This window comes from Streptomyces sp. NPDC048254, from assembly GCF_043201895.1.
Classification (GTDB): Bacteria; Actinomycetota; Actinomycetes; order Streptomycetales; family Streptomycetaceae; genus Streptomyces.
This window is the reverse complement of record NZ_JBICZJ010000009.1, coordinates 304,041-328,081: the sequence shown is the minus strand read 5'-3', so window position 1 is coordinate 328,081 and position 24,041 is coordinate 304,041. Positions and strand designations below refer to the sequence as shown.

At 70.8% G+C, this 24,041-nt stretch carries 20 protein-coding genes, 1 tRNA gene and 2 pseudogenes; 12 read left to right on the top strand and 11 right to left on the bottom strand.

Going from position 1 to position 24,041, the window contains the following annotated elements:
- Window positions 1-82: 82 nt before the first annotated feature.
- Window positions 83-748, bottom strand: a complete 666-nt coding sequence (locus tag ACGFZQ_RS26110; RefSeq protein WP_393842340.1) for a DUF461 domain-containing protein — start codon at window positions 746-748, stop codon at window positions 83-85.
- Window positions 749-1,350: 602 nt separating this feature from the next.
- Between ACGFZQ_RS26110 and ACGFZQ_RS26105 the strand changes: the two genes are divergently transcribed.
- The 6 genes from ACGFZQ_RS26105 (at window position 1,351) to ACGFZQ_RS26080 (ending at window position 7,737) form a co-directional block, all read left to right on the top strand.
- Window positions 1,351-1,833: a CarD family transcriptional regulator gene (locus tag ACGFZQ_RS26105; RefSeq protein WP_003953493.1), complete on the top strand. Its 483-nt coding sequence runs from the start codon at window positions 1,351-1,353 to the stop codon at window positions 1,831-1,833.
- 266 nt (window positions 1,834-2,099) lie between these two features.
- The gene (ispD, locus tag ACGFZQ_RS26100) at window positions 2,100-2,852 is read left to right on the top strand and encodes a 2-C-methyl-D-erythritol 4-phosphate cytidylyltransferase (RefSeq protein ID WP_382534840.1); all 753 of its coding nucleotides are present in this window, start codon (window positions 2,100-2,102) and stop codon (window positions 2,850-2,852) included.
- The gene (gene ispF, locus ACGFZQ_RS26095; RefSeq protein ID WP_393842339.1) at window positions 2,842-3,336 is read left to right on the top strand and encodes a 2-C-methyl-D-erythritol 2,4-cyclodiphosphate synthase; all 495 of its coding nucleotides are present in this window, start codon (window positions 2,842-2,844) and stop codon (window positions 3,334-3,336) included. The genes ispD and ispF overlap by 11 nt, the downstream gene beginning before the upstream one ends.
- A gap of 130 nt (window positions 3,337-3,466) precedes the next feature.
- Complete coding sequence (cysS, locus tag ACGFZQ_RS26090) at window positions 3,467-4,879, top strand: cysteine--tRNA ligase (protein ID WP_393842338.1); 1,413 nt, start codon at window positions 3,467-3,469, stop codon at window positions 4,877-4,879.
- 98 nt (window positions 4,880-4,977) lie between these two features.
- Window positions 4,978-5,919, top strand: coding sequence for a 23S rRNA (guanosine(2251)-2'-O)-methyltransferase RlmB (gene rlmB, locus ACGFZQ_RS26085; protein ID WP_393842337.1), 942 nt, complete (start codon window positions 4,978-4,980; stop codon window positions 5,917-5,919).
- A 150-nt stretch (window positions 5,920-6,069) separates the two neighbouring features.
- On the top strand, window positions 6,070-7,737 hold the full coding sequence (locus ACGFZQ_RS26080; RefSeq protein WP_393842336.1) for a DoxX family membrane protein: 1,668 nt from the start codon (window positions 6,070-6,072) through the stop codon (window positions 7,735-7,737).
- Between the two features lie 94 nt (window positions 7,738-7,831).
- On the opposite strand, the gene ACGFZQ_RS26075 is transcribed toward ACGFZQ_RS26080, so the two are convergent.
- From ACGFZQ_RS26075 to ACGFZQ_RS26065, 3 genes are all read right to left on the bottom strand, one after another.
- Window positions 7,832-8,563, bottom strand: a complete 732-nt coding sequence (locus ACGFZQ_RS26075; protein WP_351749277.1) for a nucleotidyltransferase family protein — start codon at window positions 8,561-8,563, stop codon at window positions 7,832-7,834.
- Window positions 8,564-8,650: 87 nt separating this feature from the next.
- On the bottom strand, window positions 8,651-9,112 hold the full coding sequence (locus ACGFZQ_RS26070) for a hypothetical protein (protein WP_393842335.1): 462 nt from the start codon (window positions 9,110-9,112) through the stop codon (window positions 8,651-8,653).
- A 224-nt stretch (window positions 9,113-9,336) separates the two neighbouring features.
- Window positions 9,337-10,473, bottom strand: a complete 1,137-nt coding sequence (locus ACGFZQ_RS26065) for an ABC transporter ATP-binding protein (protein WP_393842334.1) — start codon at window positions 10,471-10,473, stop codon at window positions 9,337-9,339.
- 217 nt (window positions 10,474-10,690) lie between these two features.
- Here ACGFZQ_RS26065 and ACGFZQ_RS26060 point away from each other — a divergent pair.
- Window positions 10,691-10,764, top strand: a tRNA-Thr gene (locus ACGFZQ_RS26060).
- Between the two features lie 29 nt (window positions 10,765-10,793).
- On the opposite strand, the gene ACGFZQ_RS26055 is transcribed toward ACGFZQ_RS26060, so the two are convergent.
- Entirely contained in the window at window positions 10,794-11,834 is a 1,041-nt protein-coding gene (locus ACGFZQ_RS26055; protein ID WP_393842333.1) for a sensor histidine kinase, read from the bottom strand.
- Window positions 11,831-12,505, bottom strand: a complete 675-nt coding sequence (locus ACGFZQ_RS26050; RefSeq protein WP_351736997.1) for a response regulator transcription factor — start codon at window positions 12,503-12,505, stop codon at window positions 11,831-11,833. Before ACGFZQ_RS26050 ends, ACGFZQ_RS26055 begins: the two co-directional genes overlap by 4 nt.
- Before the next feature lie 243 nt (window positions 12,506-12,748).
- On the opposite strand from ACGFZQ_RS26050, the gene ACGFZQ_RS26045 reads away from it, so the two are divergent.
- From ACGFZQ_RS26045 to ACGFZQ_RS26035, 3 genes and pseudogenes are all read left to right on the top strand, one after another.
- Window positions 12,749-13,804 carry an alpha/beta fold hydrolase gene (locus ACGFZQ_RS26045; RefSeq protein WP_393842332.1) on the top strand — a complete coding sequence of 352 codons (1,056 nt, stop codon included), beginning with the start codon at window positions 12,749-12,751 and terminating at the stop codon, window positions 13,802-13,804.
- 31 nt (window positions 13,805-13,835) lie between these two features.
- The gene (locus tag ACGFZQ_RS26040; protein ID WP_393842331.1) at window positions 13,836-14,015 is read left to right on the top strand and encodes a hypothetical protein; all 180 of its coding nucleotides are present in this window, start codon (window positions 13,836-13,838) and stop codon (window positions 14,013-14,015) included.
- Between the two features lie 8 nt (window positions 14,016-14,023).
- Window positions 14,024-14,347, top strand: a pseudogene (locus tag ACGFZQ_RS26035) (disulfide bond formation protein DsbA); the annotation flags it as partial.
- 289 nt (window positions 14,348-14,636) lie between these two features.
- Here ACGFZQ_RS26035 and ACGFZQ_RS26030 read toward each other — a convergent pair.
- The 4 genes from ACGFZQ_RS26030 to ACGFZQ_RS26015 all read right to left on the bottom strand — a co-directional run bounded on the left by ACGFZQ_RS26030 (window position 14,637) and on the right by ACGFZQ_RS26015 (window position 21,922).
- Window positions 14,637-16,400: a SpoIIE family protein phosphatase gene (locus ACGFZQ_RS26030; protein WP_393842330.1), complete on the bottom strand. Its 1,764-nt coding sequence runs from the start codon at window positions 16,398-16,400 to the stop codon at window positions 14,637-14,639.
- Window positions 16,401-16,500: 100 nt separating this feature from the next.
- A complete protein-coding gene (locus ACGFZQ_RS26025; RefSeq protein ID WP_393842329.1) occupies window positions 16,501-19,752 on the bottom strand; it encodes a Tat pathway signal protein in 3,252 nt (1,083 codons plus the stop codon).
- A gap of 97 nt (window positions 19,753-19,849) precedes the next feature.
- The gene (locus ACGFZQ_RS26020) at window positions 19,850-21,256 is read right to left on the bottom strand and encodes an NAD(P)/FAD-dependent oxidoreductase (RefSeq protein WP_393842328.1); all 1,407 of its coding nucleotides are present in this window, start codon (window positions 21,254-21,256) and stop codon (window positions 19,850-19,852) included.
- 9 nt (window positions 21,257-21,265) lie between these two features.
- Window positions 21,266-21,922 (bottom strand): rhomboid-like protein, encoded by a 657-nt coding sequence (locus ACGFZQ_RS26015; RefSeq protein ID WP_393842327.1) that lies wholly within the window; start codon window positions 21,920-21,922, stop codon window positions 21,266-21,268.
- Here ACGFZQ_RS26015 and ACGFZQ_RS26010 point away from each other — a divergent pair.
- Window positions 21,921-22,838, top strand: a complete 918-nt coding sequence (locus ACGFZQ_RS26010) for an aminoglycoside phosphotransferase family protein (RefSeq protein WP_393842326.1) — start codon at window positions 21,921-21,923, stop codon at window positions 22,836-22,838. The two genes, ACGFZQ_RS26015 and ACGFZQ_RS26010, sit on opposite strands and share 2 nt — an antisense overlap.
- Before the next feature lie 216 nt (window positions 22,839-23,054).
- On the opposite strand, the pseudogene ACGFZQ_RS26005 reads toward ACGFZQ_RS26010, so the two are convergent.
- Window positions 23,055-23,189 (bottom strand): annotated as a pseudogene (locus tag ACGFZQ_RS26005) (oxidoreductase); the annotation flags it as partial.
- A 156-nt stretch (window positions 23,190-23,345) separates the two neighbouring features.
- On the opposite strand from ACGFZQ_RS26005, the gene ACGFZQ_RS26000 reads away from it, so the two are divergent.
- The gene (locus ACGFZQ_RS26000) at window positions 23,346-24,032 is read left to right on the top strand and encodes a pentapeptide repeat-containing protein (protein ID WP_351737027.1); all 687 of its coding nucleotides are present in this window, start codon (window positions 23,346-23,348) and stop codon (window positions 24,030-24,032) included.
- Window positions 24,033-24,041 lie beyond the last annotated feature (9 nt).

Sequence of the window (24,041 nt, the reverse complement as noted above, 5' to 3'; positions counted from 1 at the left end):
GCTGGTCGCGGCCGTACGGCGAAGGGCGGCCCCCCTCGGGGGTACCGCCCTTCTCGCGTTGGTCGTACGGCGGTGCGACCGCTCAGCCCGCGTTCGCCGACTCCGACGCCGAGTCGCTCGGGGTGGCGCTCTCGGACGCCTTGTTCTTGGCCTTGGCGCTCTCGCTCGCCGTGGAGCCCGCCGCCGGAGAGCCGGAGACCGAGGAGGAGGCGGACGAGGACGCGGAGGCCGACGGGACCGCGCTCGGGCCCCAGCCCGTGAAGAAGCTCTCGGCGGGCACGACGAACGCGCGCAGGCTCACGTCACCCGTCTTGCTGAAGGTGAACGTGACCTTCTGCGCGTTGCCGTCCTTGACGGCCTCGCGGCTGCTGCCGAGCACCGCGGAGGCGTTGCCCTTGCCGCCCAGGATCAGCCGGCCGCCGCCCGGGATGGTCAGCGGCTGGGACTTGGTGCCGTGCAGTTCGGCGGTCTTGTTGGTGCCGGCGACGACGATCGACTGGAGCGTCTCCGGCTCGGTGCCGGTGTTGAAGATGGTCGCGGAGACCACGGCCGGGCCGGTCGAGGTGAGGTCGGGCTGGGTGATCACGGTCGCGTTCTGGACCTTGATGTCACCCACAGTCGTCGCGGCGTTGTCCGGCTTGATCTCCAGCGTCTGGGAGTTGTTGCCGGCACCACAGGCGGCGAGCGAGGCGACGGAGAAGGCGATGGCGGAGGCGGCGAGGGCGCCGCGTCGAAGGCTGCTGCTCACGGCGGCGGCTACTCCTTGAACGCGCGGGCGGCCCCCTATAAAGCCGCCCTAAGTGTCTGTCAGCGGCCTTAGGTTACCGAGCCGTTCCCGCGTGGCCGCACCCGACCCTCCCCAAGCCCCTCGCTTCTCTCGAGCGGCGGTACCCCCAGGACTCCACAAGTGACTCTCCGGTCACTTTGGGGGGCGCTCGTCAGGCATTCGCATAACCCGCTCGCAACACCGCGCGCAAAATTTCCGTGAAGGAATGCGCGACCGCCGGGGAAATTGATCACGTACCGTTCGGTCGGATGCCTGTGATCAATTCCGGAAACGTCCCCGATCCGACATCAGCAGCCGAACGGAGTAGCGGAAGTCGTACGCTTGGAAGTGGACATATGGGGACGTTCGTCCACTTGGCCGGGTGTCCGGAGGTGTGTAACGTACGCGTTTCACCTCGCCCGGAGAGCCGCTCCGACCTGCGAATACCTGCTTCCGGACGGCTCGCGAAGCACGTTCCTGTTGCTGTTGTCAAGCCCCGAGATATGCCCTGACCTGCGAAAACGCCATTCAGAACCGCCGGTTTCCGTGTTACCCTGGATAGCCACGGAAGGGGTACCTGTCACATGACGTTCAAGGTTGGCGACACCGTGGTCTATCCCCATCACGGGGCCGCGCTGATCGAGGCTATCGAAACTCGCCAGATCAAAGGCGTGGACAAGACCTACTTGGTGCTGAAGGTCGCCCAGGGTGACCTGACGGTACGTGTGCCAGCGGACAATGCGGAGTTCGTCGGCGTGCGTGATGTGGTCGGTCAGGACGGACTGGACCGGGTCTTCGAGGTGCTGCGCGCGCCGTACGCCGAGGAGCCCACGAACTGGTCCCGTCGTTACAAGGCAAACCTGGAGAAGCTCGCCTCCGGCGATGTCATCAAGGTCGCGGAAGTCGTGCGTGACCTGTGGCGTCGTGAGCGCGAGCGCGGACTCTCCGCCGGTGAGAAGCGGATGCTCGCCAAGGCCCGCCAGATCCTGGTGAGCGAGCTCGCTCTTGCGGAGAACACAAACGAGGACAAGGCCGAGGCCCTGCTCGACGAGGTCCTCGCGTCCTGACGCGATCCAGCTCGGCACACCGAAACTCCGCACACTGAATGCCGCGGTGCCCGATGACACATTCTGTCGCCGGGCGCTGCGGCATGTCCGTGCCCGGAACTCGCGCACTCGGAACCCCGCACCTGGCGGAGACCCCCGATACTAGGCGTGCCGGGCCCGGGCTGCTGGCTCGACCAGTGTCACGGAAGGGTCCGGTCAAGGCGTCGCGCCCGGCACTTCCCAGGCCATACCCACGCCAGGCCCGCACACAAACCTGACAGGAACCGATGTCTGACGATTCGCGTCCTTCGCGTACGGAACTGCGTACCGCCGCCGTGATTCCCGCCGCCGGCCGGGGCGTACGGCTCGGTCCGGGCGCCCCCAAGGCGCTGCGCGCGCTGAACGGCACGCCCATGCTCATCCACGCCGTGCGCGCGTTGGCCGCCTCCCGCGCGGTCTCCCTGGTCGTCGTCGTGGCCCCGTCCGACGGCGCGCCCGAGGTCAAGTCCCTCCTCGACGCGCACGCGCTGCCCGATCGCACCGACTTCCTCGTCGTCCCCGGCGGCGACTCCCGCCAGGAGTCGGTCAAGCTCGGCCTGGACGCGCTGCCCCCCGACTACGACATCGTCCTCGTCCACGACGCGGCCCGCCCGCTGGTCCCCGTCGACACCGTCGACGCCGTGATCCAGGCGGTCCGCGACGGCGCCCCCGCGGTCGTCCCCGCCCTTCCCCTCGCCGACACGGTCAAGGAGGTCGAGCCGGCGACGGTTCAGGGCGACCCCGAGCCGGTCCTCGCCACCCCGGACCGCGCCCGCCTGCGTGCGGTCCAGACCCCGCAGGGTTTCGACCGTGCGACGCTGGTCCGCGCCCACGAGACGGTCACCGACAACGTCACCGACGACGCCGGCATGGTCGAACAGCTCGGCGAACGGGTCGTGGTCGTCCCCGGCCACGAGGAGGCCTTCAAGGTCACCCGCCCCCTGGACCTGGTCCTCGCGGAGGCGGTCCTGGCCCGCAGGAGGCTCAACGATGGCTTCTGACCAGCCGCTCCTGCCCCGGGTCGGCATCGGCACCGACATCCACGCCTTCGAGGAGGGCCGCGAGCTGTGGTGCGCCGGCCTGAAGTGGGAGGGCGAGGGCCCGGGCCTGGCCGGCCACTCCGACGCGGACGTCGTCGCGCACGCCGCGTGCAACGCGCTGTTCTCGGCGGCGGGCCTGGGCGACCTCGGCCAGCACTTCGGCACCGGGCGCCCGGAGTGGTCGGGCGCGTCGGGGGTGACCCTCCTGACGGAGGCCGCGCGCATCGTCCGCGACGCCGGATTCCTGATCGGGAACATCGCCGTGCAGGTCGTAGGACCGCGCCCGAAGATCGGCAAGCGCCGGGACGAGGCCGAGAAGATCCTTTCGGACGCGGCGGGGGCTCCGGTTTCGGTTTCGGGGGCTACGACGGACGGCCTCGGATTTCCGGGCAGGGAAGAGGGACTCATGGCGGTGGCAACGGCGTTGGTCGTCAAAGCGACGTGAGTTGAGTGATTCGTTTGGGGGCGCGGGGCTGTATCGATATGCGGCTCCGCCGCGGGGCGCGATCAACCCCCACGAACCCGCACATGACAACGGTCCCCGGCACTCCGGTCGGCCCACTACCCTAGGTCTCGTGACGATTCGCCTGTACGACACCAACGCCCGGCAGATCCGTGACTTCGCCCCGCTCGCCCCGGGCTGTGTCTCGATCTACCTCTGTGGTGCCACCGTGCAGGCGGCACCGCACATCGGCCATATCCGCTCCGGCCTCAACTTCGACATCATGCGCCGCTGGTTCGAATACCGCGGCTACGCCGTGACGTTCATCCGCAACGTCACGGACATCGACGACAAGATCATCGCCAAGTCCGCCGACCAGGGCCGCCCCTGGTGGGCGATCGGCTACGAGAACGAGCGCGCGTTCAACGACGGTTACACCGCGCTCGGCTGCCTCCCGCCGACGTACGAGCCCCGCGCGACCGGGCACGTACCGGAGATGATCGAGATGATGCGCGGGCTGATCGAGCGCGGACACGCCTACGAGGTCGACGGCAACGTCTACTTCGACGTGCGCTCCTACCCGGACTACCTCCAGCTCTCCAACCAGGAGCTGGACAACCTCCGCCAGCCGGAGGGCGAGGGCGAGACCGGCAAGCGGGACCAGCGGGACTTCGCGCTGTGGAAGGCCGTGAAGCCTGGCGAGCCCAGCTGGGAGACGCCGTGGGGCCGCGGCCGGCCCGGCTGGCACCTGGAGTGCTCGGCGATGGCCCACAAGTACCTCGGTGAGGCCTTCGACATCCACGGCGGCGGCCTCGACCTGATCTTCCCGCACCACGAGAACGAGATCGCCCAGGCCAAGGCCTACGGCGACGACTTCGCCCAGTACTGGGTGCACAACGCCTGGGTCACCATGAGCGGCGAGAAGATGTCGAAGTCCCTCGGGAACTCGGTCCTCGTCTCCGAGATGGTCAAGGCGTGGCGCCCGATCGTGCTCCGCTACTACCTCGGCACCCCGCACTACCGCTCGATGATCGAGTACAGCGAGGAGTCGCTGCGCGAGGCCGAGCAGGCGTTCGCGCGGATCGAGGGGTTCGTGCAGCGCGTGGTGGAGCTGGCCGGGGGAGCGGTGGAGCCCTCGACCGAGGTCCCGCCGGCCTTCGCCGAGGCGATGGACGACGACCTGGGCGTCCCGCAGGCGCTGGCCGTCGTGCACACCACCGTCCGGCAGGGCAACAGCGCGCTGGCCGCCGACGACAAGGAAGCCGCCGTCGCCCGCCTCGCCGAGGTCCGCGCCATGCTCGGCGTGCTCGGCCTCGACCCGCTCGACGCACACTGGTCCGGCGGGGCCGAGAGGGGCGAGACCGTGCTCAACAAAAACGTGCACGGGGTCGTCGACAGTCTCGTACGACTCGTCCTCGACCAGCGCGAGTCCGCCCGCGGCCGCAAGGACTGGGCGACCGCCGACGCCATCCGCGACCAGCTGAACCAGTCCGGTCTCGCGATCGAGGACAGCCCCCAGGGCCCGCGCTGGACCCTCAAGTCCTGACCACCGGTCAATCAAGATCGACTGTGCCGCCCGGCCCCCCGGGCGGCACACTGCATAAGACGTACGTACGAAACGAAGCTTACGGAGACGGGTAACCCATGGCAGCCAACAACCGCCGCATGTCCGGCAAGAAGGGCGCGCAGATCGGCAGTGGCGGCCAGCGGCGCCGGGGCCTGGAGGGCAAGGGTCCGACCCCGCCCGCCGAGATGCGCAAGGGACACAAGAAGAACCGCATCGCCAACGCCAAGACGAAGCAGACGGTACGCCGTCCCGCGCCGCGTGGCCGGGGCGGCAAGGGCACCTCCGAGCTGGTCGTCGGCCGTAACCCGGTCGTCGAGGCGCTGCGCGAGGGCGTTCCCGCGTCCACGCTCTACGTCCAGCAGTTCATCGACAACGACGAGCGGGTCCGCGAGGCCCTCCAGCTCGCCGCCGAGCGCGGTGGCATCAACCTCATGGAGGCGCCGCGCCCCGAGCTGGACCGGATGACGAACGGCCTCAACCACCAGGGCCTGGTCCTCCAGGTCCCGCCGTACGAGTACGCGCACCCCGAGGACCTGGCGGAGGCCGCGTACGACGGGAGCGAGGACCCGCTGATCGTCGCCCTGGACGGGGTCACCGACCCGCGCAACCTCGGCGCGGTCGTCCGCTCCGTCTCCGCCTTCGGCGGCCACGGCGTCGTCGTGCCCGAGCGGCGCGCGGCCGGTATGACGGCGGGTGCCTGGAAGACGTCGGCCGGTGCGGCGGCCCGTACGCCGGTGGCCCGTGCCACGAACCTCACCCGGGCCCTGGAGGCGTACAAGAAGGCCGGCATCGTGATCGTCGGCCTGGCCGCCGACGGTGAGCACCAGATCGGTGATCTGGAGGCGCTCTCCGGCCCCGTCGTCATCGTCGTGGGCAGCGAGGGCAAGGGCCTGTCCCGGCTGGTCGGCGAAACGTGCGACTACCGGGTGCGGATCCCGATGCCGGGCGGCGCGGAGTCGCTCAACGCCGGTGTGGCGGCGGGGATCGTGCTGTATGAGGCGGCCCGGCGGCGGGCCTGACGGCGGTACCCGGCGGCGCGCCGCCGGGGCTGAACAAACGTCCGTGACCTCACCTGCGCGGGGTAATTCCGGCATCCCGTGCATCCTTGACGGGGTCCGGACACTTCGGGGCGGTCAAAGCAGTGTCCTAACTCCACGTCACTCGGTTAGATGAGTGTGGACACCAGAACACCCCGCACACCCACGGGGGACCGCTCGCCGGGATTCCGCTCCGGATTCACTTCCGGGCCCGACGACGCTCCCGCGCTGAGCATGGTGAAGGTGCCGAGCGATCCGGCGCAGGTCATCGTCAACCACGCGAGTTTCCGCGTGCAGTTGGGCGTATCGACACGGCGTGCCCAATCTCCCCGGGTCGCACGGCACCTGAGCGCCACCGAGGACACCGCGCGCATTCCGGTCGCCGGCACGGCGGGCAGAGCGGGGGCGGCGCCCGGCCGGCGCCGCCCGGTCGTCTGGAGCGGCAAGTCCGCGCCCGACGACACCGGAGCCCACCGGCTGCTCCAGGCCGTCCGCGGTGGCAGCGTCCGGTACGCCGAGGAATCCGTCGAACCGGCCGGCGCGACCCAGGTCATCCCGCGCGTCGACGACGGCTACGGCGACCTCGACCGGACCGTCGAGACCCCGCTGGTCGGCCATCCGCGCTCCCCGGCCTCGGGCGAGTCCCGGCTGCTGCCGCCCATGCGCACGACGGGCAGCGCCTACGACGAACCCGCCTACGACGAACCCGCCTACGACGAACCGGCCTACGCCGACGACGAGTTCGAGGACTTCGAGGAGCCGTCGTCGACCAGACGGCACGGCGACGACCCGGCCCGGCACGCCTACTATCCCGGCCGCCGGATGAACCTGGGCGTGGTCCTGCTCCCGCTCCGGATCTTCCTCGGCTTCATCTCCATCTACGCCGGCATGGGCAAGCTGTGCGACCCCGTCTACTTCGACGGCGGCAAGCGCGGCTCCATGGTCACGTGGCTGAACACGCTGCACCCCTGGGACGTCGCCGAGCCGCTGCGTCAGTTCGCCCTCCAGCACCCGGTCGGCTCCGGCCTGGTCATCGCCTTCTTCCAGGTGATCGTCGGCGTCCTGACCGTCCTCGGCTGCTGGCAGCGGGTGGCCGCGGTGGTCGGCGCCCTGCTCTCCGCCGCGCTCATCGTCACCGTCAGCTGGAAGACCGTCCCCGCGTACGACGCCCCCGACATCATCTATCTCGCCGCCTGGTCCCCGCTGATCATCGCCGGCGCCCCCGTCTACTCCGTCGACGGCCGCCTCGCGGGCAGCGCCTGGCGACGCCTGGGCCCGCACTCCGACATCTGGGACCTGCGCGCCTACGTGCTCCGCCGCGGCGCCCTGATCACCGCCGTCACCATCGGCCTCACCCTCCTCGTCGGCTCTCTCCTGGGCGGCGCGGTCCGCGACTCCAGCCGCGTGGTCGTCCCCGGCCCCGGCGAGGCGCCCCGCAACAACCTCCCGGGCTCCCCGCTGCCGGGCGAGACGGCCAAGCACCGGAAGCAGACCCCGTCGGCCTCCACGGCCCCCTCGAGCGGCGCCACGGCGAGCCCTTCGCAGGCGGCGACCACCCCGGGCGCCGACCGCGCCACGAGCGGTGCCACCACCACGACTCCCAGCCAGACCCAGGGCACCACGGGCCAGGCTCCGCCCCAGCACACGGCTCCCGCACCGACCACGGCCGGCCCGACCTCGGGCGGCACCGCGACCGGCGGCACGTCCTCGACGGGCGGCACGGGCAGCGGCACGGGCAGCACCGGCGGCGGCTCGACCTCCTCGGGCCAGCCGGGCCTGGTGGGCGGCTTGCTGGGCTAGCACGGCCACCTCATGGTGATGGGCCCCACGCCGCAAGGCGTGGGGCCCATCACCATGAGGGTGAGGGGGAGGAAGGGCTGTCCCCCTTGTCGGTCTACCGACCCAGCGCCGCCAGTTCCTTCGCCGCCTCCGTCAGGTCCTTCGCCGTGTCGATCGCCCGCCAGTACGCCCCCTGCGGAATCGGGAACCCGGCCAGCCGCCGGCTCCGCGCGAGATGCGGGAACGTCGTCCGCTCATGGTCCCCCCGCTCCGGAAGCATCTCGGCGAACTCGGGCGAGAAGACGTACACACCCGCGTTGATCTCGAACGTGGACGGGGGCGACTCGATGAAGTCCGTGATGTGCCCGAAGCCGTCCGTCTGCACCGCGCCCCACGGGATCCGCGGCCGGGCGAGCGCCAGCGTCGCCACCGCGTCCCGCTCCGTGTGGAAGTCGGCCATGTCGCGCAGCGAGAACCGCGTCCAGATGTCGCCGTTCGTGGCGTACCAGGGCCGGTCGGTGTGCGGCAGATGCGCGGCCGCGTACCTCAGGCCGCCGCCCCGGCCCAGCGGCTCGCTCTCCACCACCGTCGTGACGGAGAGGGGCAGGTCGGCCGAGTCCAGCCACTTCTGCAGGACGTCGGCGAGGTGGCCGCAGGAGACCACCACGTCCGTGACGCCCTCCTCGGCGAGCCAGGTCAGCTGGTGGCCGATGATCGGCGTGCCCGTACCCGGGATCTCGACCATCGGCTTGGGCCGGTCGTCGGTGTACGGACGAAGCCGTGAGCCCTGGCCACCGGCCAGGACCACGGCTTGAGTGGGGCGCAACGCGGCGTTCGGATGGGTCATGACCCGAACTGTACGACGCGCCCCGGGGGCTCCTTGAGCGCCGTAGGACGGCCCTTAAGGAGCTGTTACCCACTTACCGTCCGGTGTTCAGCTGTGCGCGGCCAGCACGCCGGACGCGAAGGACGTGTCGCACACCGGGCGGGCGTACGACTGGGCGCGCGAGGCGCCGTAGATGCGCACCGCGGCCCGGCCCAGCGCGCGGGCGATGGACGAGCAGTGCCGGGCCATCGACGGGTGGCCGTTGACCGCCTGCTGGAGGTGGGTGAGGACCTGGCCCGGGTTCTTGTCCTGGAGCTCGGTCATCAGCTGCTCGCGCAGGACGTCCTGGGGGGCCCGGGAGACCGCCTTGGAGGAGACGCCGGCGTCGGTCACGTCGGTCGCGGTGAGCACCGAGTTCCGCGGGCTTCCCGTCCAGTTGACGCGGGTGACGGCGAGGGTCCCGGAGAGCACCAGGACGACGGGCAGGACGAGGGCGAGAGTGCGGCCGATCCGGCGGGCAGGGCCGCCCCGATGGCCGCGTCGCGTCTGAGGGGTGGTGGAGTGCTTCACGCGTGTGAGGGTAGCGTGCGGTAATGATTTGGCGACATTTAGTCACCGGTTCGGGGGATGGAGAAGTGCCCCGTTTCGGGTACGGGGTTGACGTACACGGCTCGAAAACCACCCGCTTGCCGGGGTAATTCGGGGCAACGCAAAGGGCCCCGCAGCAGGCTGCGGGGCCCTCTTCGTCAACCTGGGTAAGTTCACCCTGGTCAGAGGTTTCTCTGCTTGATCGGTCAGTCGGAGAGACGCTCGCCCGTGGACGTCGAGAACACGTGGGTCTCGCCCGGCCGCGGCACGACGTGCAGCGTGGCACCCTTCTCCGGGACCGCGCGGCCGCTGACGCGGACGACCAGGTCCTTGAGGTCGTCGCCGACCTTGGCGCTGCCGTAGACGTAGCCGTCGGCGCCCAGCTCCTCGACGACGTTCACGGAGACCGCGAGGCCCGCCGGGGCGTCCTCGGTGTGCTTGGAGAGGGCGGACGCGGCCTCGCCGTTGTGCTCGACGATGTCGAAGTGCTCGGGACGGACGCCGACGGTCACCGTGCGGTCGCCCTTGTCGGTGGCGGCCTGGAGCGCCTCACGGTTGACCGGGACCACGCTGTTGCCGAACTTCACACCGCCGTCGGTGATCGGGACCTCGACCAGGTTCATGGCGGGGGAGCCGATGAAGCCGGCGACGAAGAGGTTGGCCGGGCGGTCGTACATGTTGCGCGGCGAGTCGACCTGCTGGAGCAGACCGTCCTTGAGGACGGCCACCCGGTCGCCCATCGTCATGGCCTCGACCTGGTCGTGGGTGACGTAGACGGTGGTGATGCCCAGGCGGCGCTGGAGGGACGCGATCTGCGTGCGGGTCGAGACACGGAGCTTGGCGTCCAGGTTGGACAGCGGCTCGTCCATGAGGAAGACCTGGGGCTCACGCACGATGGCGCGGCCCATCGCGACACGCTGGCGCTGACCGCCGGAGAGGGCCTTCGGCTTGCGGTCCAGGTACTCGGTGAGGTCGAGGATCTTCGCGGCCTCCTCGACCTTCTGCCGGATCTCCGCCTTGTTCCGGCCGGCGATCTTGAGCGCGAAGCCCATGTTGTCGGCGACCGTCATGTGCGGGTAGAGGGCGTAGTTCTGGAACACCATGGCGATGTCCCGGTCCTTGGGCGGCAGGTGCGTGACGTCGCGGTCACCGATGCGGATGGCGCCGGCGTTGACGTCCTCCAGGCCTGCGAGCATCCGCAGCGAGGTGGACTTGCCGCAACCCGACGGGCCGACCAGGACGAGGAACTCGCCGTCCTCGATCGCGATCTCGAGGCCGTCGACGGCGGGCTTGGTGGAACCCGGGTAGATCCGGGTCGCCTTGTCGAACGTAACAGTGGCCATGGCTCAGAGGCCCCCTTCTACCGGCAGGAACGTGCCGGACGATCCGTTGTAGGAAGGTGGTTGGTGTAGTCCACGCGAGTGAACTGGCTCTGGACGGTACCTGGCGTTCACCCCGTATGTCAGTACCTGGACCCCTGTGAACTTCGCGGAAATTTTCGACAGGGCGGCCTCGGGAGCTGGGTACACTGCACTGGCACGCACCCCACGGTGCCTGCACGCCTCCTTAGCTCAGCTGGTCAGAGCGCCGCTCTTGTAAAGCGAAGGTCGTCGGTTCGAATCCGACAGGGGGCTCCGACAGCATGGACAACGAGGTGGCACCCCTACTGCCTGGAACGTCGCTTGGCGCGGCGGGGTATCAGCAGGGTGACGCAGGTTCCCTCACCTGGGGCTGAACCAACGCGGAGGTGTCCGTTCAGCAGGTGGCCGCGCTCGTGCATGGCCGACAGCCCGGTTCCTGTGGAGACCACCGTGCGGAGCGCGGACGGGTTGACCGGTGCGGAAGGCTGCCGGTCCATCCCGCGGCCGTTGTCCCTGACCGCCACACTGATCGCGTGGTCGTCGCTGTCGAGTTCCACGAGAAGGTGGCTCGCCTGAGCGTGCTTGACCGCGTTGTTCAGCGCTTCCTGCACGATGCGGTAGACGTGGGCCTGGGCCTCCGGCGACAGTTCGTCCCCAGGCCCGTGCCACTCCGCTCCGACGCGCAGCTCGACGTTCAGCCCGAAGGTGTCCTCGGTGCGCCGGCACAGCGTCTCAAGAGCAGGCGCGAGTCCGAGCTGATCGAGGGCGAGAGGCCGCATTTCCACGATCAGGTGCCGCAGGGACGTGATCTGGTTCGCGATCAAGCTCTGTGCCTGGTCGATGGCCTCGTTCATGGCGGCGGACTGGGCCCTGCCGGCGGCGGACAGAACCATCTGAACAGCGGCCAGTTCTTGAAGGGTCCCATCGTGCAACTCACGGGCCCAGCGCCGACGCTCCCGTTCTTCGCCGTCGCTACGGGCGTGCGCCCGCTCCCGCGCGAGACTGTGGCGGCGCGCCACCGCACTGCGGCCGAGCATGACGGCGCAGCCGATCAGCAGGAGGGGCACGATGTTCAGGCCGTTGAAAAGCGGCTCCTTCGTCATGCGAACCAGCTGTGACACGGCGAGTATGAGTGCGAGCCCGCACAGGGCCGCCAGCCATGCCCTCCGGACGGCGTTGCTCAGTGCCGCCGCGACGATGAGGGCGACGGCGGCACCGAGGGAGAAGCGCATCACCCAGCGAGGCTGCTGCTGGAGGACCTCGACCGCGAAGGCGATCACGAGCAGCGCGGCACCGGTGGCCTCCGTGATCGGGCCGGCCTTGGCTCGCAGCGTGCCGTTCATCCCAGCAGCCCGCGCTCGCGAGCCGCGGCGATGAGTTCCGCCCGCGTCTCGGTCCCGAGCTTGTCCCGAATCCTGGCGCGGTGGGTCTCCACCGTCCGAACGGAGACGTAGAGACGTCGCGCGACCTCCTGGTTGGTGTGGCCCAGGGCGAGCAGTGAGAGAACCCGGAGCTCGCGCGCTGTCAGAGAGACGTCCTCAACGGCTCCGGAAGCGCCGGCGTCCGCGATGGCCAGCCGGGCACCCATGGCGGGCTGGAGGTATACGGCTCCCCGCGCGACCTGGCGAGCCGCACCGACCAGTTCCTCCGCCGCCGCCTCCTTGAGCAGATACCCGGCCGCTCCGATCCGCAGGGCCGCGCGGGCGAACGCGGGATCCTCCTGCATCGTCAGGATCAGAATGCGGGTACCGGGTGACGCCGCGAGCAGGTCAGGGATCGAGGGCAGGCTGGACTGGCCCGCCATGGTGAGGTCCAGGACCAGCACGGACGGTTGCTCCTCCGCCACGGCCTGCACGGTCTCCGGGACCGTCGAGCTCTCGGCGACGATCTCGAAGGACTCGTCCCGGGACAACAGCGCGCGCATGCCCGCACGGACCACGGGGTGATCATCGGCGATCACCACGCTGAGACGTGACACAGCCTCCACCCCCGGCTCAGCGCGGTCGGCATTCATGGGGGCAAAGGTACTGCGTGAGGCCGGTCGGCCCGGGCTCCGGGGATGGGCGGAGCGATCGGGTGAACCCTGAAGCGGGGGGTGCCGAGGGCGGATGCCGAAGCGGCGGGTGCGGGAAACCCGAAGGACGACTGCGGACGGGCACTGAGGCCCCGAAGGGTGTCGGAGCACCACGATGGCTGGGCAGAGACCTCGGTCGGGCGCGAAGCGCCGGCCGGCCGACACGGACAGAACGGTTCACAGATGATCGACAGGCGTACCTTCGGCAAGGTCATCGGCGTGGGCGCGGCGGGAACGGCTGCGGCATCACTGGTCGGGCTGAGCGGCTCCGCGGCAGCGGCGTCCTCGTCGTCCGGGGCCGGCGCCGAAAAGACGACGCTGCCACCGGACTCGGGCGACAGGTCCTTCCCGATGCTGAGGCAGGTCAGGGCGGGCGAGCTCATGGTGGGCTACGCCGAGGCCGGCCCGGCCGACGGACCAGCCGTCATCCTCCTGCACGGGTGGCCGTACGACATCCACAGCTATGTGGATGTCGCGCCCCTGCTCGCGGCCCAGGGCTACCGAGTCATCGTTCCCTACCTGCGCGGACACGGCACCACGGCCTTCCTTTCGTCGACCACGTTCCGCAACGCGCAACAGTCGGTGATCGCCCACGACATCATCGCCCTGATGGACGCTCTGAGGATCAAGAAGGCCGTGTTCGGGGGCTTCGACTGGGGATCGCGGACCGCCGACATCATCGCCGCCCTCTGGCCGAAGCGGTGCACGGCTCTGGTCTCCGTGACCGGTTACCTGATCACCAACCGGGAGAAGAACAAGCTGCCGCTGCCGCCCGCGGCCGAGTGGGCATGGTGGTACCAGTACTACTTCGCGACCGAACGCGGCGCGCTGGGCTTCGAGAAGTACCGGCACGATTTCGCGAAGCTCATCTGGCACAACGTCTCCCCGACGTGGAACTTCGACGACGCCACCTTCGACCGCACGGCGGCGGCATTCAACAACGAGGACTACGTCCCCATCGTGATTCACAACTACCGCTGGCGGCTGGGCCTGACCGAGGGCGACCCCCGCTACGACGGTATTGAGGCACGCCTCGCGGCCGCGCCCGACATCGCGGTGCCCACCATCACTCTCGACGGGGAGCTGGACCCCTTCACCCCGGCCGGCGACGGCGCGGCATACCGGGGCAAGTTCACGGGCCCCTATGACCACCGGACGCTCAAGGGAATCGGCCACAACGTGCCGCAGGAAGCGCCCGAAGCATTCGCCCGAGCCATCCTCGATGTCGACCGATTCTGACCAGCGGTGTCTCACAACTGAGGAGGACGAAATGACACCTGAGAAGACAGGATTCTCGAATTCCGCCGATACCGGGCAGCGTCCCTGGTTCGGCAAGTTGCCGGAGCGCGTTCGCCCGGAGCAACTGGTGGAGGTGCAGCCTGCCACGGTGCCGGATCCGGCCAGGGATACGTACAGTTCCGACGACTGGCTCACCCGTACCTGCCTGTAGACGGGCGTCGCGCCACCATCGAGGCCGCCCTGCGCGAGGCGGGACTGCCCGAGCACCTCGCCGGAGGCGGCGACACCGACACCTACGACGCGGTGCTGCGTCGCTCCCACCAGGAAGGCATCACACTGGTCGGCCAGGAGGTCGGCAGCCCCCTCATCGCCGTCCCCGGCCCCGACAGCGACGACAAGATCGCCTTCTTCGGACCCGTCGTCACCCCCGCACCTACCGGCGAGCAGGCTGCCCGGCTGTGGGACGGCACCCTCGCCGTCGCCTCCACACCCGGCTTCTACGAGATCAAGCGGACCCGCACCGTCGGCCCGATCTTCGACTAGTGCCCTGCGGGTGACAACACCCGGCCCCCGACGCCCCGCAACCGCTACATCCAGGGCCACCGGGGGGACGCACGCGCCGGACCTGAACAGCGATCACGGGCTTCCTCCGTCCGGGATCTCGGCGTACCGGCATCCGGGGGAGGGAGGCGACCCAGAGGACCGGGGACGTGGATTCGCTGCTCGACCGCTTGCGTTCGGAGATCGCTGAGGCCCGGGCAGTGGTGATCATGCCAACCGCCGTGACGGTCTGGAACAGCGCCCCGACCGCATGATCCCCCGAGGGGCCTCTCTATTGGTTCTCGCAGCGCTGCCGTGCCGCGAGGAGTGCGATGTCGTCCTCGCAGATTCCGCTGGTCAGCTGGGTCAGCAGGGTGTCGAGCAGGAGCTCCAGGGAGCCGTCCGCCGGCAGGCTCAGCTCCGTGAGGCCGCGGATCGCGTCGTCGATGTCCGTGCCGCGCTGTTCCACCAGGCCGTCGGTGTAGAGCAGCAGGACCGCGTCCGGCTCCAGGGAGAACGTTGTCATCTCGTAGTCGCCGAGCTCGGTGCCGAGGGGCGGTCCGGCGGTGAGGTCCAGGACCTCGGCGCTGCCGTCCGGGCGGAGGACGACGGGTGGCAGATGGCCGGCCGTGGACGCCGTACAGGTGCCGTTCTCGGGGTCGACGAGGACGAGCAGGCAGGTGGCGACCCGGTCGAGGCCGATCCGGGCGGCCCGGCGGTCCGCCTCGCCCAGCATCTCGTCGACGGGCAGGCCGGAGGCGGCCACGGTGCGCAGCACGGAGCGGTACTGGCTCATCGCCACCGCCGCCTGGAAGCCGTGCCCCATCACGTCGCCCATGACCAGCAGGGTCCGGCCGCCCGGCAGGGCGACCGAGTCGTACCAGTCGCCGCCGACCAGCGCGCTGCGGCCGGAGGGCAGATAGCGGGTGGCCACCTCGACGCTGGGGTGCGGGCGGTCCGGCTCGGAGAGCAGGGCGCGCTGGAGCTCCAGGGTCATGGTGTGCTCCCCGGTGTAGCGGCGGGCGCTGTCGATGGAGGTGGCGGCGCGGGCGGCGACGCCCTGGGCGGTGAGGACGTCGTCCTCGCTGAAGGGGGCGGAGTCGCCGCCGCGCAGCAGCATCACGGTGCCGACACTGCGGCCGGCCGTGGGCAGCGGCACGATCAGGACCGAGTGCATGCCGGCCGTGCGGAAGATCTTCACGCGTTCGGGATCCGCGGTCACCTTCTCCAGGAGTTCCTCGGAGGCCATGTTGCTCAGCCACGGCCGTCCGCTGTCCATGCAGTTGCGGGTGACCCCGCCCCGGGGAAGGTCGATGTACGGCTTCGGGCCGCCGAGTTCGTGCAGATGCAGCTGGACCTCCGGCGCCGCGGTGAGCTTCATCTTCCGCAGCCGCAGCACTCCGGGCGGCGGTGGAGGCGCTCCCAGGAACTCCTCCTCGACGATCCCCACCGCGGCCACGTCGGCCACCGACGGGGAGAGGAAGTCGGCCAGTTCGGCGCAGGTGGTCTCGACGTCCAGGGTCGTGCCCACCCGGGTCCCCGCGGCGTCCAGCAGGGCGAGCCGCTGGTGTGCGGTCTCCAGGTCCTCGAGGTACTGGCGCAGGTTGCTGACCTCGACGCCGATGCCGCACACGCCGATGACCCGGCCGTGGGACTCCAGCCGGTGGAAGACCGAGCGCCAGATCCTGCGGCCCACGGATGAGGGGACCAGCGTGTTCCCGGTCACGGTCACCTCACGCGGCTTTCCGTCCGCCAGTACCTCGATGAGGACGTCGTCGGGTGTCTGGACGTCGGGCAGCACCGAGCCGAACTTCTTGCCGACCCAGTCGGCGGCGGCGACCCCGGTGACGGCGGTCCAGGCCGGGTTGACGTAGGTGTACCGCAGATGCTCGTCGACGATGACGACCGGGGCGGAGGTGCCTTCGACGATCTGCCGCAGAAGGCCGCACGCACAGGGCCTGTCCACGCCGTCGACGTGGGGTTCCGGTGTCATCGCCGGCGGAGCGTCCGTGGTCTCGGGGAAGAGCCACGCCGACGGGAGCCGTTCAGCGTTCACCTGATCTCTCCTGCCCGTCCGGGCCTGGGCGGTCCCTCTCCCATCGTGTGCGGTGGGGTGGTGGGGCGCATCTCCAGGCCCGGACGGTGTGACCCGTCGGTCAGGCGGTGACCGTCTTCGTCGCCTTGCTGGTCGCCGTGCCGTCCTTGTGGCCCGTGCGGCGGGCCGTGACCTTCACGGTGATCTTCTTGCCCTTCTGGGCCGACTTCAGGGTCAGCGTGGACTTGGTGGCCCCGCTGATCGCCTTGCCGTTCGCGTACCACTGGTATGCGTACGAGGTCGCCGCCGGGCTCCAGGTGCCGTGCGCCGCGGTCAGCTTCTTGCCGACCTTGGCGGTGCCGCCGACCGTCGGCGCCTTGGTCGCCTTCGGCGCGTCCCCCTTCGCGACCGTCACCGCGGCGGAGGTCGCCGACCCGCTCAGCCAGCCGCTCTTCACGGCCGTCACGGTCACCGTGAGCTTCTTGCCGACGAGGGCCGCCGGGACGGTGTACGACGCGGCGGTCGCCCCGGAGATCGCCTTGCCGTCGGCCTTCCACTGGTACGTGTAGGAGCCCGGGGCCGCCGACCAGCTCCCGGTCGTGGCCGTGACCTTGGCGGCGACCTTGGCCGTGCCGGTGATCTTCGGTGCGGCCGTGCTGGTCAGCTGGGCCTGGGTCACCGTGAAGGAGCCGAGCGGGTACTCGCAGCACGTGGTGAACACGCTGGCGTTCCAGGTGCCGGCCGCCGCGCCCGTCAGGTCCAGGGTGGCCGTCACCGAGCGGTTGTCGGCGGCGACCGAGTCGGCCTTCGCGGAGACGGTCCTGCCGTCGAGGCTCAGCCGCACCTCCGTGTTCGGGCCGAGGGCCGTACCGGTGACCGTGACCTTGACCTTCGTGCCGCTGACCCCGGTGGCCGGGCTGATCCCCGTGACGCTCACCTTGTCGGTGCCGCACAGGAGGGACGAGCAGGCCAGCCGGGCGCTGTAGGCGGTGCCGGACGCGGTCTCGGGGAGGCCGAGCAGGAACACGGTCGGGGTGAGCCCCGTGGACGAGCCGAGCGTGGCGCAGTCGTAGCCCTCGCCGTTCTCGCCGATGTAGCGGGTGCAGCCGTTGCGCCAGGACGTCGTGTTGTACAGCGCCGGTACGGCCTTGGCGGTCGCGCCGGTGGTGTCCTTGATGTCGGCCGAGAAGCGGTCGAGGCCGGCGGTCGGCAGGACCGCGCAGACGGCGCTGTGCGTCTCGTCGAGGGTGCCGGTGACCGGGCCGTACCCGTAGGACACGGACGGGACCCTGGTGCACTCGGGTGCGGGGCCGTCGGCGGTCGCGACGCGCAGGGCGTCCAGGTGGTACGCGGGGGCGGCCTTCAGGTCGGCCGGGGTCTGGACGAGCACCTGGTGGGTGGTGGAGCCGGTGACCGCGCAGGAGCTGTTGCGGTAGGAGCACTCGGTCTTGCCGTCACCGCCGATCACCGCGATGTTCGCCGTGCCCAGCGCGTCCCGCACGTTGACGTGGAGGACGTCGGTGGCGGCCGGGGTGGTGACCTGGACGCAGTCGACGGTGCCGGCGGCGCCGGCCGTGCCCTTCACCGACGGGCCGCCGACCTTGGCGGCCGCGGTCCTCGTGCAGCCCGCCGAGGCGGCGGTGGCGGTGACGTCCCGGCGGGTCAGGGTGTAGGCGGCGGCCTGGTCGCGGCCGGTGACCAGCACGGTGTGGGCCATGCCCGGGGTGAGCGAGCACACCGTCCAGCCGCTGGTGGTGGGGATGTGGTCGCAGACCTTCTTGCCGGTGGCGTCCAGCACCGAGAACCTCGCCGGTACGTCGCCGGAGGTCGCGGTCAGCTGGAACAGCTCGGTGCCGGTGTGGGCGTCCGCCGGGATGCTCAGGCACCGGGAGAAGACGCCGTCGCCGGTGGCGAAGGTGGCCTCGGCGCCGTCGGCGGTGAAGCTGCCGGCGGGCAGGACGGGGCAGTCACCCGCGGCGTCGGTGCGGTACAGGGCGAGGGCGTAGGGGCCGGTCGCGCCCTCGGCCTGGTTCTCGGTGTGCACCAGCGTCCGGTAGGGCGCGGTGCCGGTGAGCGCGCAGTTGCCGTCGGAGATCTCCTGCGCGGTGCACTGGGCGGTGCCGTCCCGGTCGAGGACCTCCAGGCGGGCCCCGACACCGGAGGAGGCGAGCGGCCTGAGGACGGCGATCCGGGCGTTCTGCGGGGCGGGCAGGGTCAGGCAGTCGTACTGGCCGGGCGTGCTCAGCTCGCCCTGGTGCGGGCCGTATCCGGTCGCCGTGCAGCCCGCGTCGGAGGCGCGGTCGAGGACGACCACGCTCTGGCGGGCGGAGCCCTCGGGGATCGCGGTGTAGGTGCCGGCCGCGGGCACCCGGCACGGGTCGGTGCCGGCGCGGCACACGGTCTTGCCGTCCGTGCCGTAGACCTGGACCGGGCCGGTGGCGCGGTCCTCGTTCACGTAGTGGACGGTGTACAGGCCGGCCTTGTCGGTGGTGAAGGTGTAGCAGCCGCCGACGGTGAGGTCCTGCGGGTCCAGGGCGCCGTAGGGGCGGACGGGGGTGGTGGTGCAGCCCTGGGGGTCGTTCAGGCGGCGGGCGGTGACCGTGTAGTCGGCCGGGAAGCCGCCGTCCGTGGAGTCCACCTGGGAGATCACCCGGTAGGGGCCGCTGCCGGGCAGCACGCAGCTGGTCTCGCCGTCCTCCGGGAAGTGCGGGCAGATCCGGGCGCCGGTCGCGTCGGTGAGCCACGCGGTCGCGCCGCCGTAGACCCGGGTGACGGCGGTGAGCCGGATGCGCTCGCCCGGCTGGGCGTCGATGCCCTGGCAGTCGACCTCGATCGGGCTCACGCTGGTGCGCGTGGTGAGCGGCTGGTCCCAGTTGGTGCCGGCGGCCTCGAAGCAGCCCGGTGTGGCCGAGCCGAGCGGGACGACGGTGACCTGGGCGTCCTCCGGGTCCACCCAGCCGCTGTTGACGACCGTGAGGGTGTAGGTGCCGGCCGCGGGCACCTGGCAGCGGCCCTGCTCGGAGTACTCCTCGTCGTAGCAGTCCACCGGGGTGCCGTCCGCGGCGGACAGCTGGGTGTACGCCTCGTGGTGGCTGTCGTCCAGCGACACCATGTACAGGCCCGCAGCCGGGGCCGTCACGGTGAAGCAGGCCGTCTCCTGGGCCGGGACGGTCACCTTGCCGACGGCGTCCCCGGGGTCGCCGAAGGGCGCGAGGGCCAGTGCCGCGCACACCGGGTCGTCGGCGCGGGCGGACCCGGCGCCGGTGAGCGTGAGCAGCGAGGTGAGCAGCGATACGACGAGGACCGTCACGGCGGTGAGCCGCCCGGGTCTCACCGTCCTGCCGAAACCGGTGTCGGGCACGGGGTGCGCCATCAATTCCCCCCTGGAATGCGAATGTTGGGGCGATGGTCGCACACAGGTGTGACACAGCCTCAACGGGTTTCCAGGGGCGCCCGTGCCTCGCGGTGTGTCAGTGCCGCCCCGCCACCCGGTCCGCGACCCGCGCCAGCCGGGACGACTCGGCGCTCGGGTGGAGCCGTTCGCGCTGGTCGGCGGCGCGGTAGGTGGCGTACATGCCCTGCACGCCGAGCCAGCGGAACGGCTCCGGCTCCCACTTGCGGACCTTGTGGTTCACCCACGGCAGCTCGGTCAGCCCGGTCCGCCCGCCCTGCCCGGAGTCGAGCTGGACGAGGTCCCGCAGCGTCCGTCCCGCGAGGTTGGTGGTGGCGACACCGGAGCCGACGTATCCGCCCGCCCAGCCAAGCCCCGTGGAGCGGTCGAGGGTGACGGTCGCGCACCAGTCCCGCGGCACCCCGAGCACCCCGGACCAGGCGTGCTCGATCCCGACCCCCGCCAGGCTCGGGAAGAACCGCACGAGGATCTCGCGCAACGCCTCGATCGTCGCCTGCTGTGTCCGCCCGTCGTTGTCCGTCCGGGACCCGAACCGGTACGGCACCCCGCGCCCGCCGAGCGCGATCCGGCCGTCGGCCGTGCGCTGGGCGTACATGTAGGCGTGCGCCATGTCGCCGAGGGTCTCCAGCCCCCGCCACCCCACCGACTCCCACTGCTCCTCGGTGAGCGGCTCGGTGGCGATCATCGAGGAGTTCATCGGCAGCCAGGTGCGCTTCTGCCCCTTGAGGTTCGCGGTGAAGCCCTCGGTGCAGCGCAGAATGTAGGAGGCGCGGACCGTGCCGTACGGGGTCACGGCGTGCCTGGGCCGGATCTCGGTCACCGGAGTCGACTCGTGGATCCGCACCCCCAGGCCCTCAACGGCCGCCACCAGCCCCTTCACCAGCTTCACGGGGTGCAGCCGGGCGCCGTGCGGGGTCCAGGTCGAGCCGACCGCGTCGGCGATCCGGATCCGCTCCCGGGTCTCCCCGGCGCCGTACAGCTCGCGGTCCTTCTCCCCGTACGACAGCTCGTGCTCGTGGAAGGCCTTGAGACGGGCCAGCTGGGCCGGGGTGGTGGCCACTTCGAGCACCCCGCCCTTGTGCAGGTCGGCGTCGATGCCCTCCGCCTCCGCGACCGCGAGGACCTCGTCGACCGTCTCGTTCATGGCCTTCTGGAGGCGTACGGCGGCCTCGTGGCCGTGCAGTGCGGCGTACCGGTCGCGGCCGGCGATGCCGTTGTAGAGCCAGCCGCCGTTGCGGCCGGAGGCGCCGTAGCCGCAGAACTTCTGCTCCAGGACCGTGATCCGCAGGAAGGGGGCGGCCTTCTTCAGGTAGTACGCGGTCCACAGTCCCGTGTACCCGCCGCCCACGATCACCACATCCGCGGTGGCGTCCCCGTCGAGCGGCTCCCGTACCGCCGGGAGGCCGTCGTTCGCGTACCAGAAGGAGATGCCGCCGTTGACGACACTGCTTGCCGAGCTGCTCATGGCCGGACGTTAACTCCTGAGGGCGGCCAGTGTCTCCTTCGGATTCCATGCTTTTCCACGGCCCCTGACCAGCGGATAGCAGGCCAGACCGATCAGTGTGGCGACGAAATGTCCGAGGTCGGTGAAGGTGGGCGACTCGGTCAGCGGCAGCCCGTAGACGAGCAGGACGACCGCGACGTACGCGTACCGCCAGGGCGTCGCGATCCGGTACGCGAGCACCGCCATCACCCCGGCGAGCGCGTAACTCACCCCGATGTCCATGGTGTTGACCGCGGCGTACGGGACGATGCCGTCGTGGATCCCCTTCAGCAGCGCACCCTCGCTGATCAGGGTGGCCAGCACGTGCGCGGCCGCGCACACCGCCAGCCAGCGCCCGGTACCGAGCCAGCGTTCCGCCGGTGCGTGGAAGACGGTGTACAGGAAGGCGTACGGCACCCAGTGCCCGCCCTCGATCCACATCGCACTGGCGACCAGCACCCGCACCGGGTTGTCCGACAGCTCATGGATGTTGGTGGACCGCTGCCGCAGGAACTGCTGCTCGAACTCGGGTGACATGTGGTGCAGCGCGAAGGTCGTCACGAAGAGAACCGCCAGCCAGATGTACGTGCCGGGGGCGCTGCGGACATACGCCCACACCCTGCTGCCGAGGCCCCGGGTATTTCGCATGAGGCGATTCACGCACGGCAGTAACGTCACATGGGTGATTGACATTCCGGATGGGCTGATCGCCCGGCACGAGCGGTACGGCGGCCCGGCGGGACGCGCCTTCGTCGCCTCGCTCCCCGGACGGGCCGAGCGGTTCCTGGACCACTGGGGGCTGCGGCCGGACGGCCCGACGATGTACGGCCGCTGCGCGCTGGTCCTGCCCGTGCTGCGGACCGCCGACGGCGCACGGGCCGTGCTGAAGCTCCAGGACGTCGACGAGGAGACCGCCGGAGAGCCGGTCGCGCTGCGGGCCTGGGGCGGGGACGGGGCGGTCCGGCTGCTCGACTCCGACGACGAGACCGGCACCCTGCTGCTCGAACGGCTCGACGCGGGACGGCACCTCGCGGACCTGCCCGACGCCCGCGAGGCGACCCTGGTCGTCGCCCGGCTGCTGGCCCGGCTGACGGCGGCCGAGCCCCCGGCGGGGCTGCGGCACCTCGGTGACATCGCGGCGCGACTGGGAGAACGGGCGTCGGCGGTACTGCCCCGCCACCCGGATCCCGCCGAACGCCGTCTCCTCGCGCACTGCGCGGCGGCGCTGGCCGACGTCGCCGGTGAACCCGGTGACCGCCTGCTCCACTGGGATCTCCATTTCGAGAACGTGCTCGCCTCCGACCGCGCCCCCTGGCTCGCCATCGACCCCAAACCGCTCGTGGGCGACCCCGGCTTCGACCTCTTCCCGGTGCTGTGGAACCGCTTCGACGCCGGGGAGGTGCGATGGCGCTTCGACGCCCTGACGGACGTCCTCGGCCTGGACCGGGACCGGGCCCGCGCCTGGACACTGGGCCGGGTCCTGCAGAACGCGGTCTGGACGATCGAGGCCGGCGGCCGCCCCGGCGAGGAGCAGCTGGAGATCGCCCGCCGGCTGCTCAGCTGACCGGCTCCGCCACCGGGGTCTCCGCCGAGGCGCCCTGCCTCGGGCTCCGCCGTCACCAGCAGGGCCGCGAACGGGCCGCGCTGTGCGGCGGGGAGGGCGATGTGCACGCCGGTCGCGCCCAGGACGGCCATCGGCCGCGCGAGCCGGTCAAGGTTCCAGGAGCACCTTTCCGACCGTCGCCCGATTTTCCAGAGCCCGGTGTGCGGCCGCCGCCTCGGCCAGGGGAAGCGCGTGGACACCGGCCGCGGCGACCGCGACCCGCACCTGCCCCGGACCGGGCACCGGGTCCTCGGTCTTCTCGTGGACGAGGTTCTCGGCAGGCCCGAAGGCGTGCAGAACGATGGCGTGCACAGGGACTCCCCCCAGGTACGGGACGCAGGGACCGGATGATCCGACAGCCGGATGATCCGACAGGTCGACTCTTCGACCTCAAGCGCGCTTGAGGTCAAGCCCCGGCCGGTCCCGGGCCCGCCTTCCGTTGTCAGTGGCGGGCTGCAAGATGGGGGCATGGCGAGGACAGCGGCCGGTGGGCCCGGCGGTGGCAAGGTGAAGGGCGCGCGGCGGCCGGAGGTGCGGCTGCCCGAGCTGGAACCCTGGAGCGGCGGCGAGCTGGAGCCGGACGGGGACTACGACGGGCAGGAGTTCCGGGACGCGGACTTCGTCGGGCAGGACGGCGCGGGCGCCCGGTTCATGGACTGCGCGCTGACGGGCTGCGCCTTCGACGAGACGGGGCTGCGCCACGCCCGGCTGCTGGACACGGTCCTCACGGGACCGAGAGGCGTCGGCACCGACCTCTCCGACGCGACCCTGCGCGACGTCGAGCTGGTCGACGCCCGCCTCGGCGGCACCCAGCTGCACGGTTCCGTGCTGGAGCGCGTGGTGATCCGCGGCGGCAAGATCGACTACCTCAACCTGCGCACGGCCAGGCTCAGAGACGTGGTCTTCGAGGGCTGCGTCCTCGTGGAACCGGACTTCGGCGACGCCGTCCTGGAGCGGGTGGAGTTCATCGACTGCACCCTGAAGGGGGCCGACTTCACGGGGGTGACGATGAAGGACGTCGATCTGCGGGGCGCCGCGTCCCTGGAGATCACCAGAGGAGTGGAGCGCCTGGCCGGGGCGGTGATCAGCATGTCCCAGCTGCTGGACCTGGCACCGGTGCTGGCCGTGCAGCTGGGGATCCGCGTGGAGGGGTGAGCCCGGCAC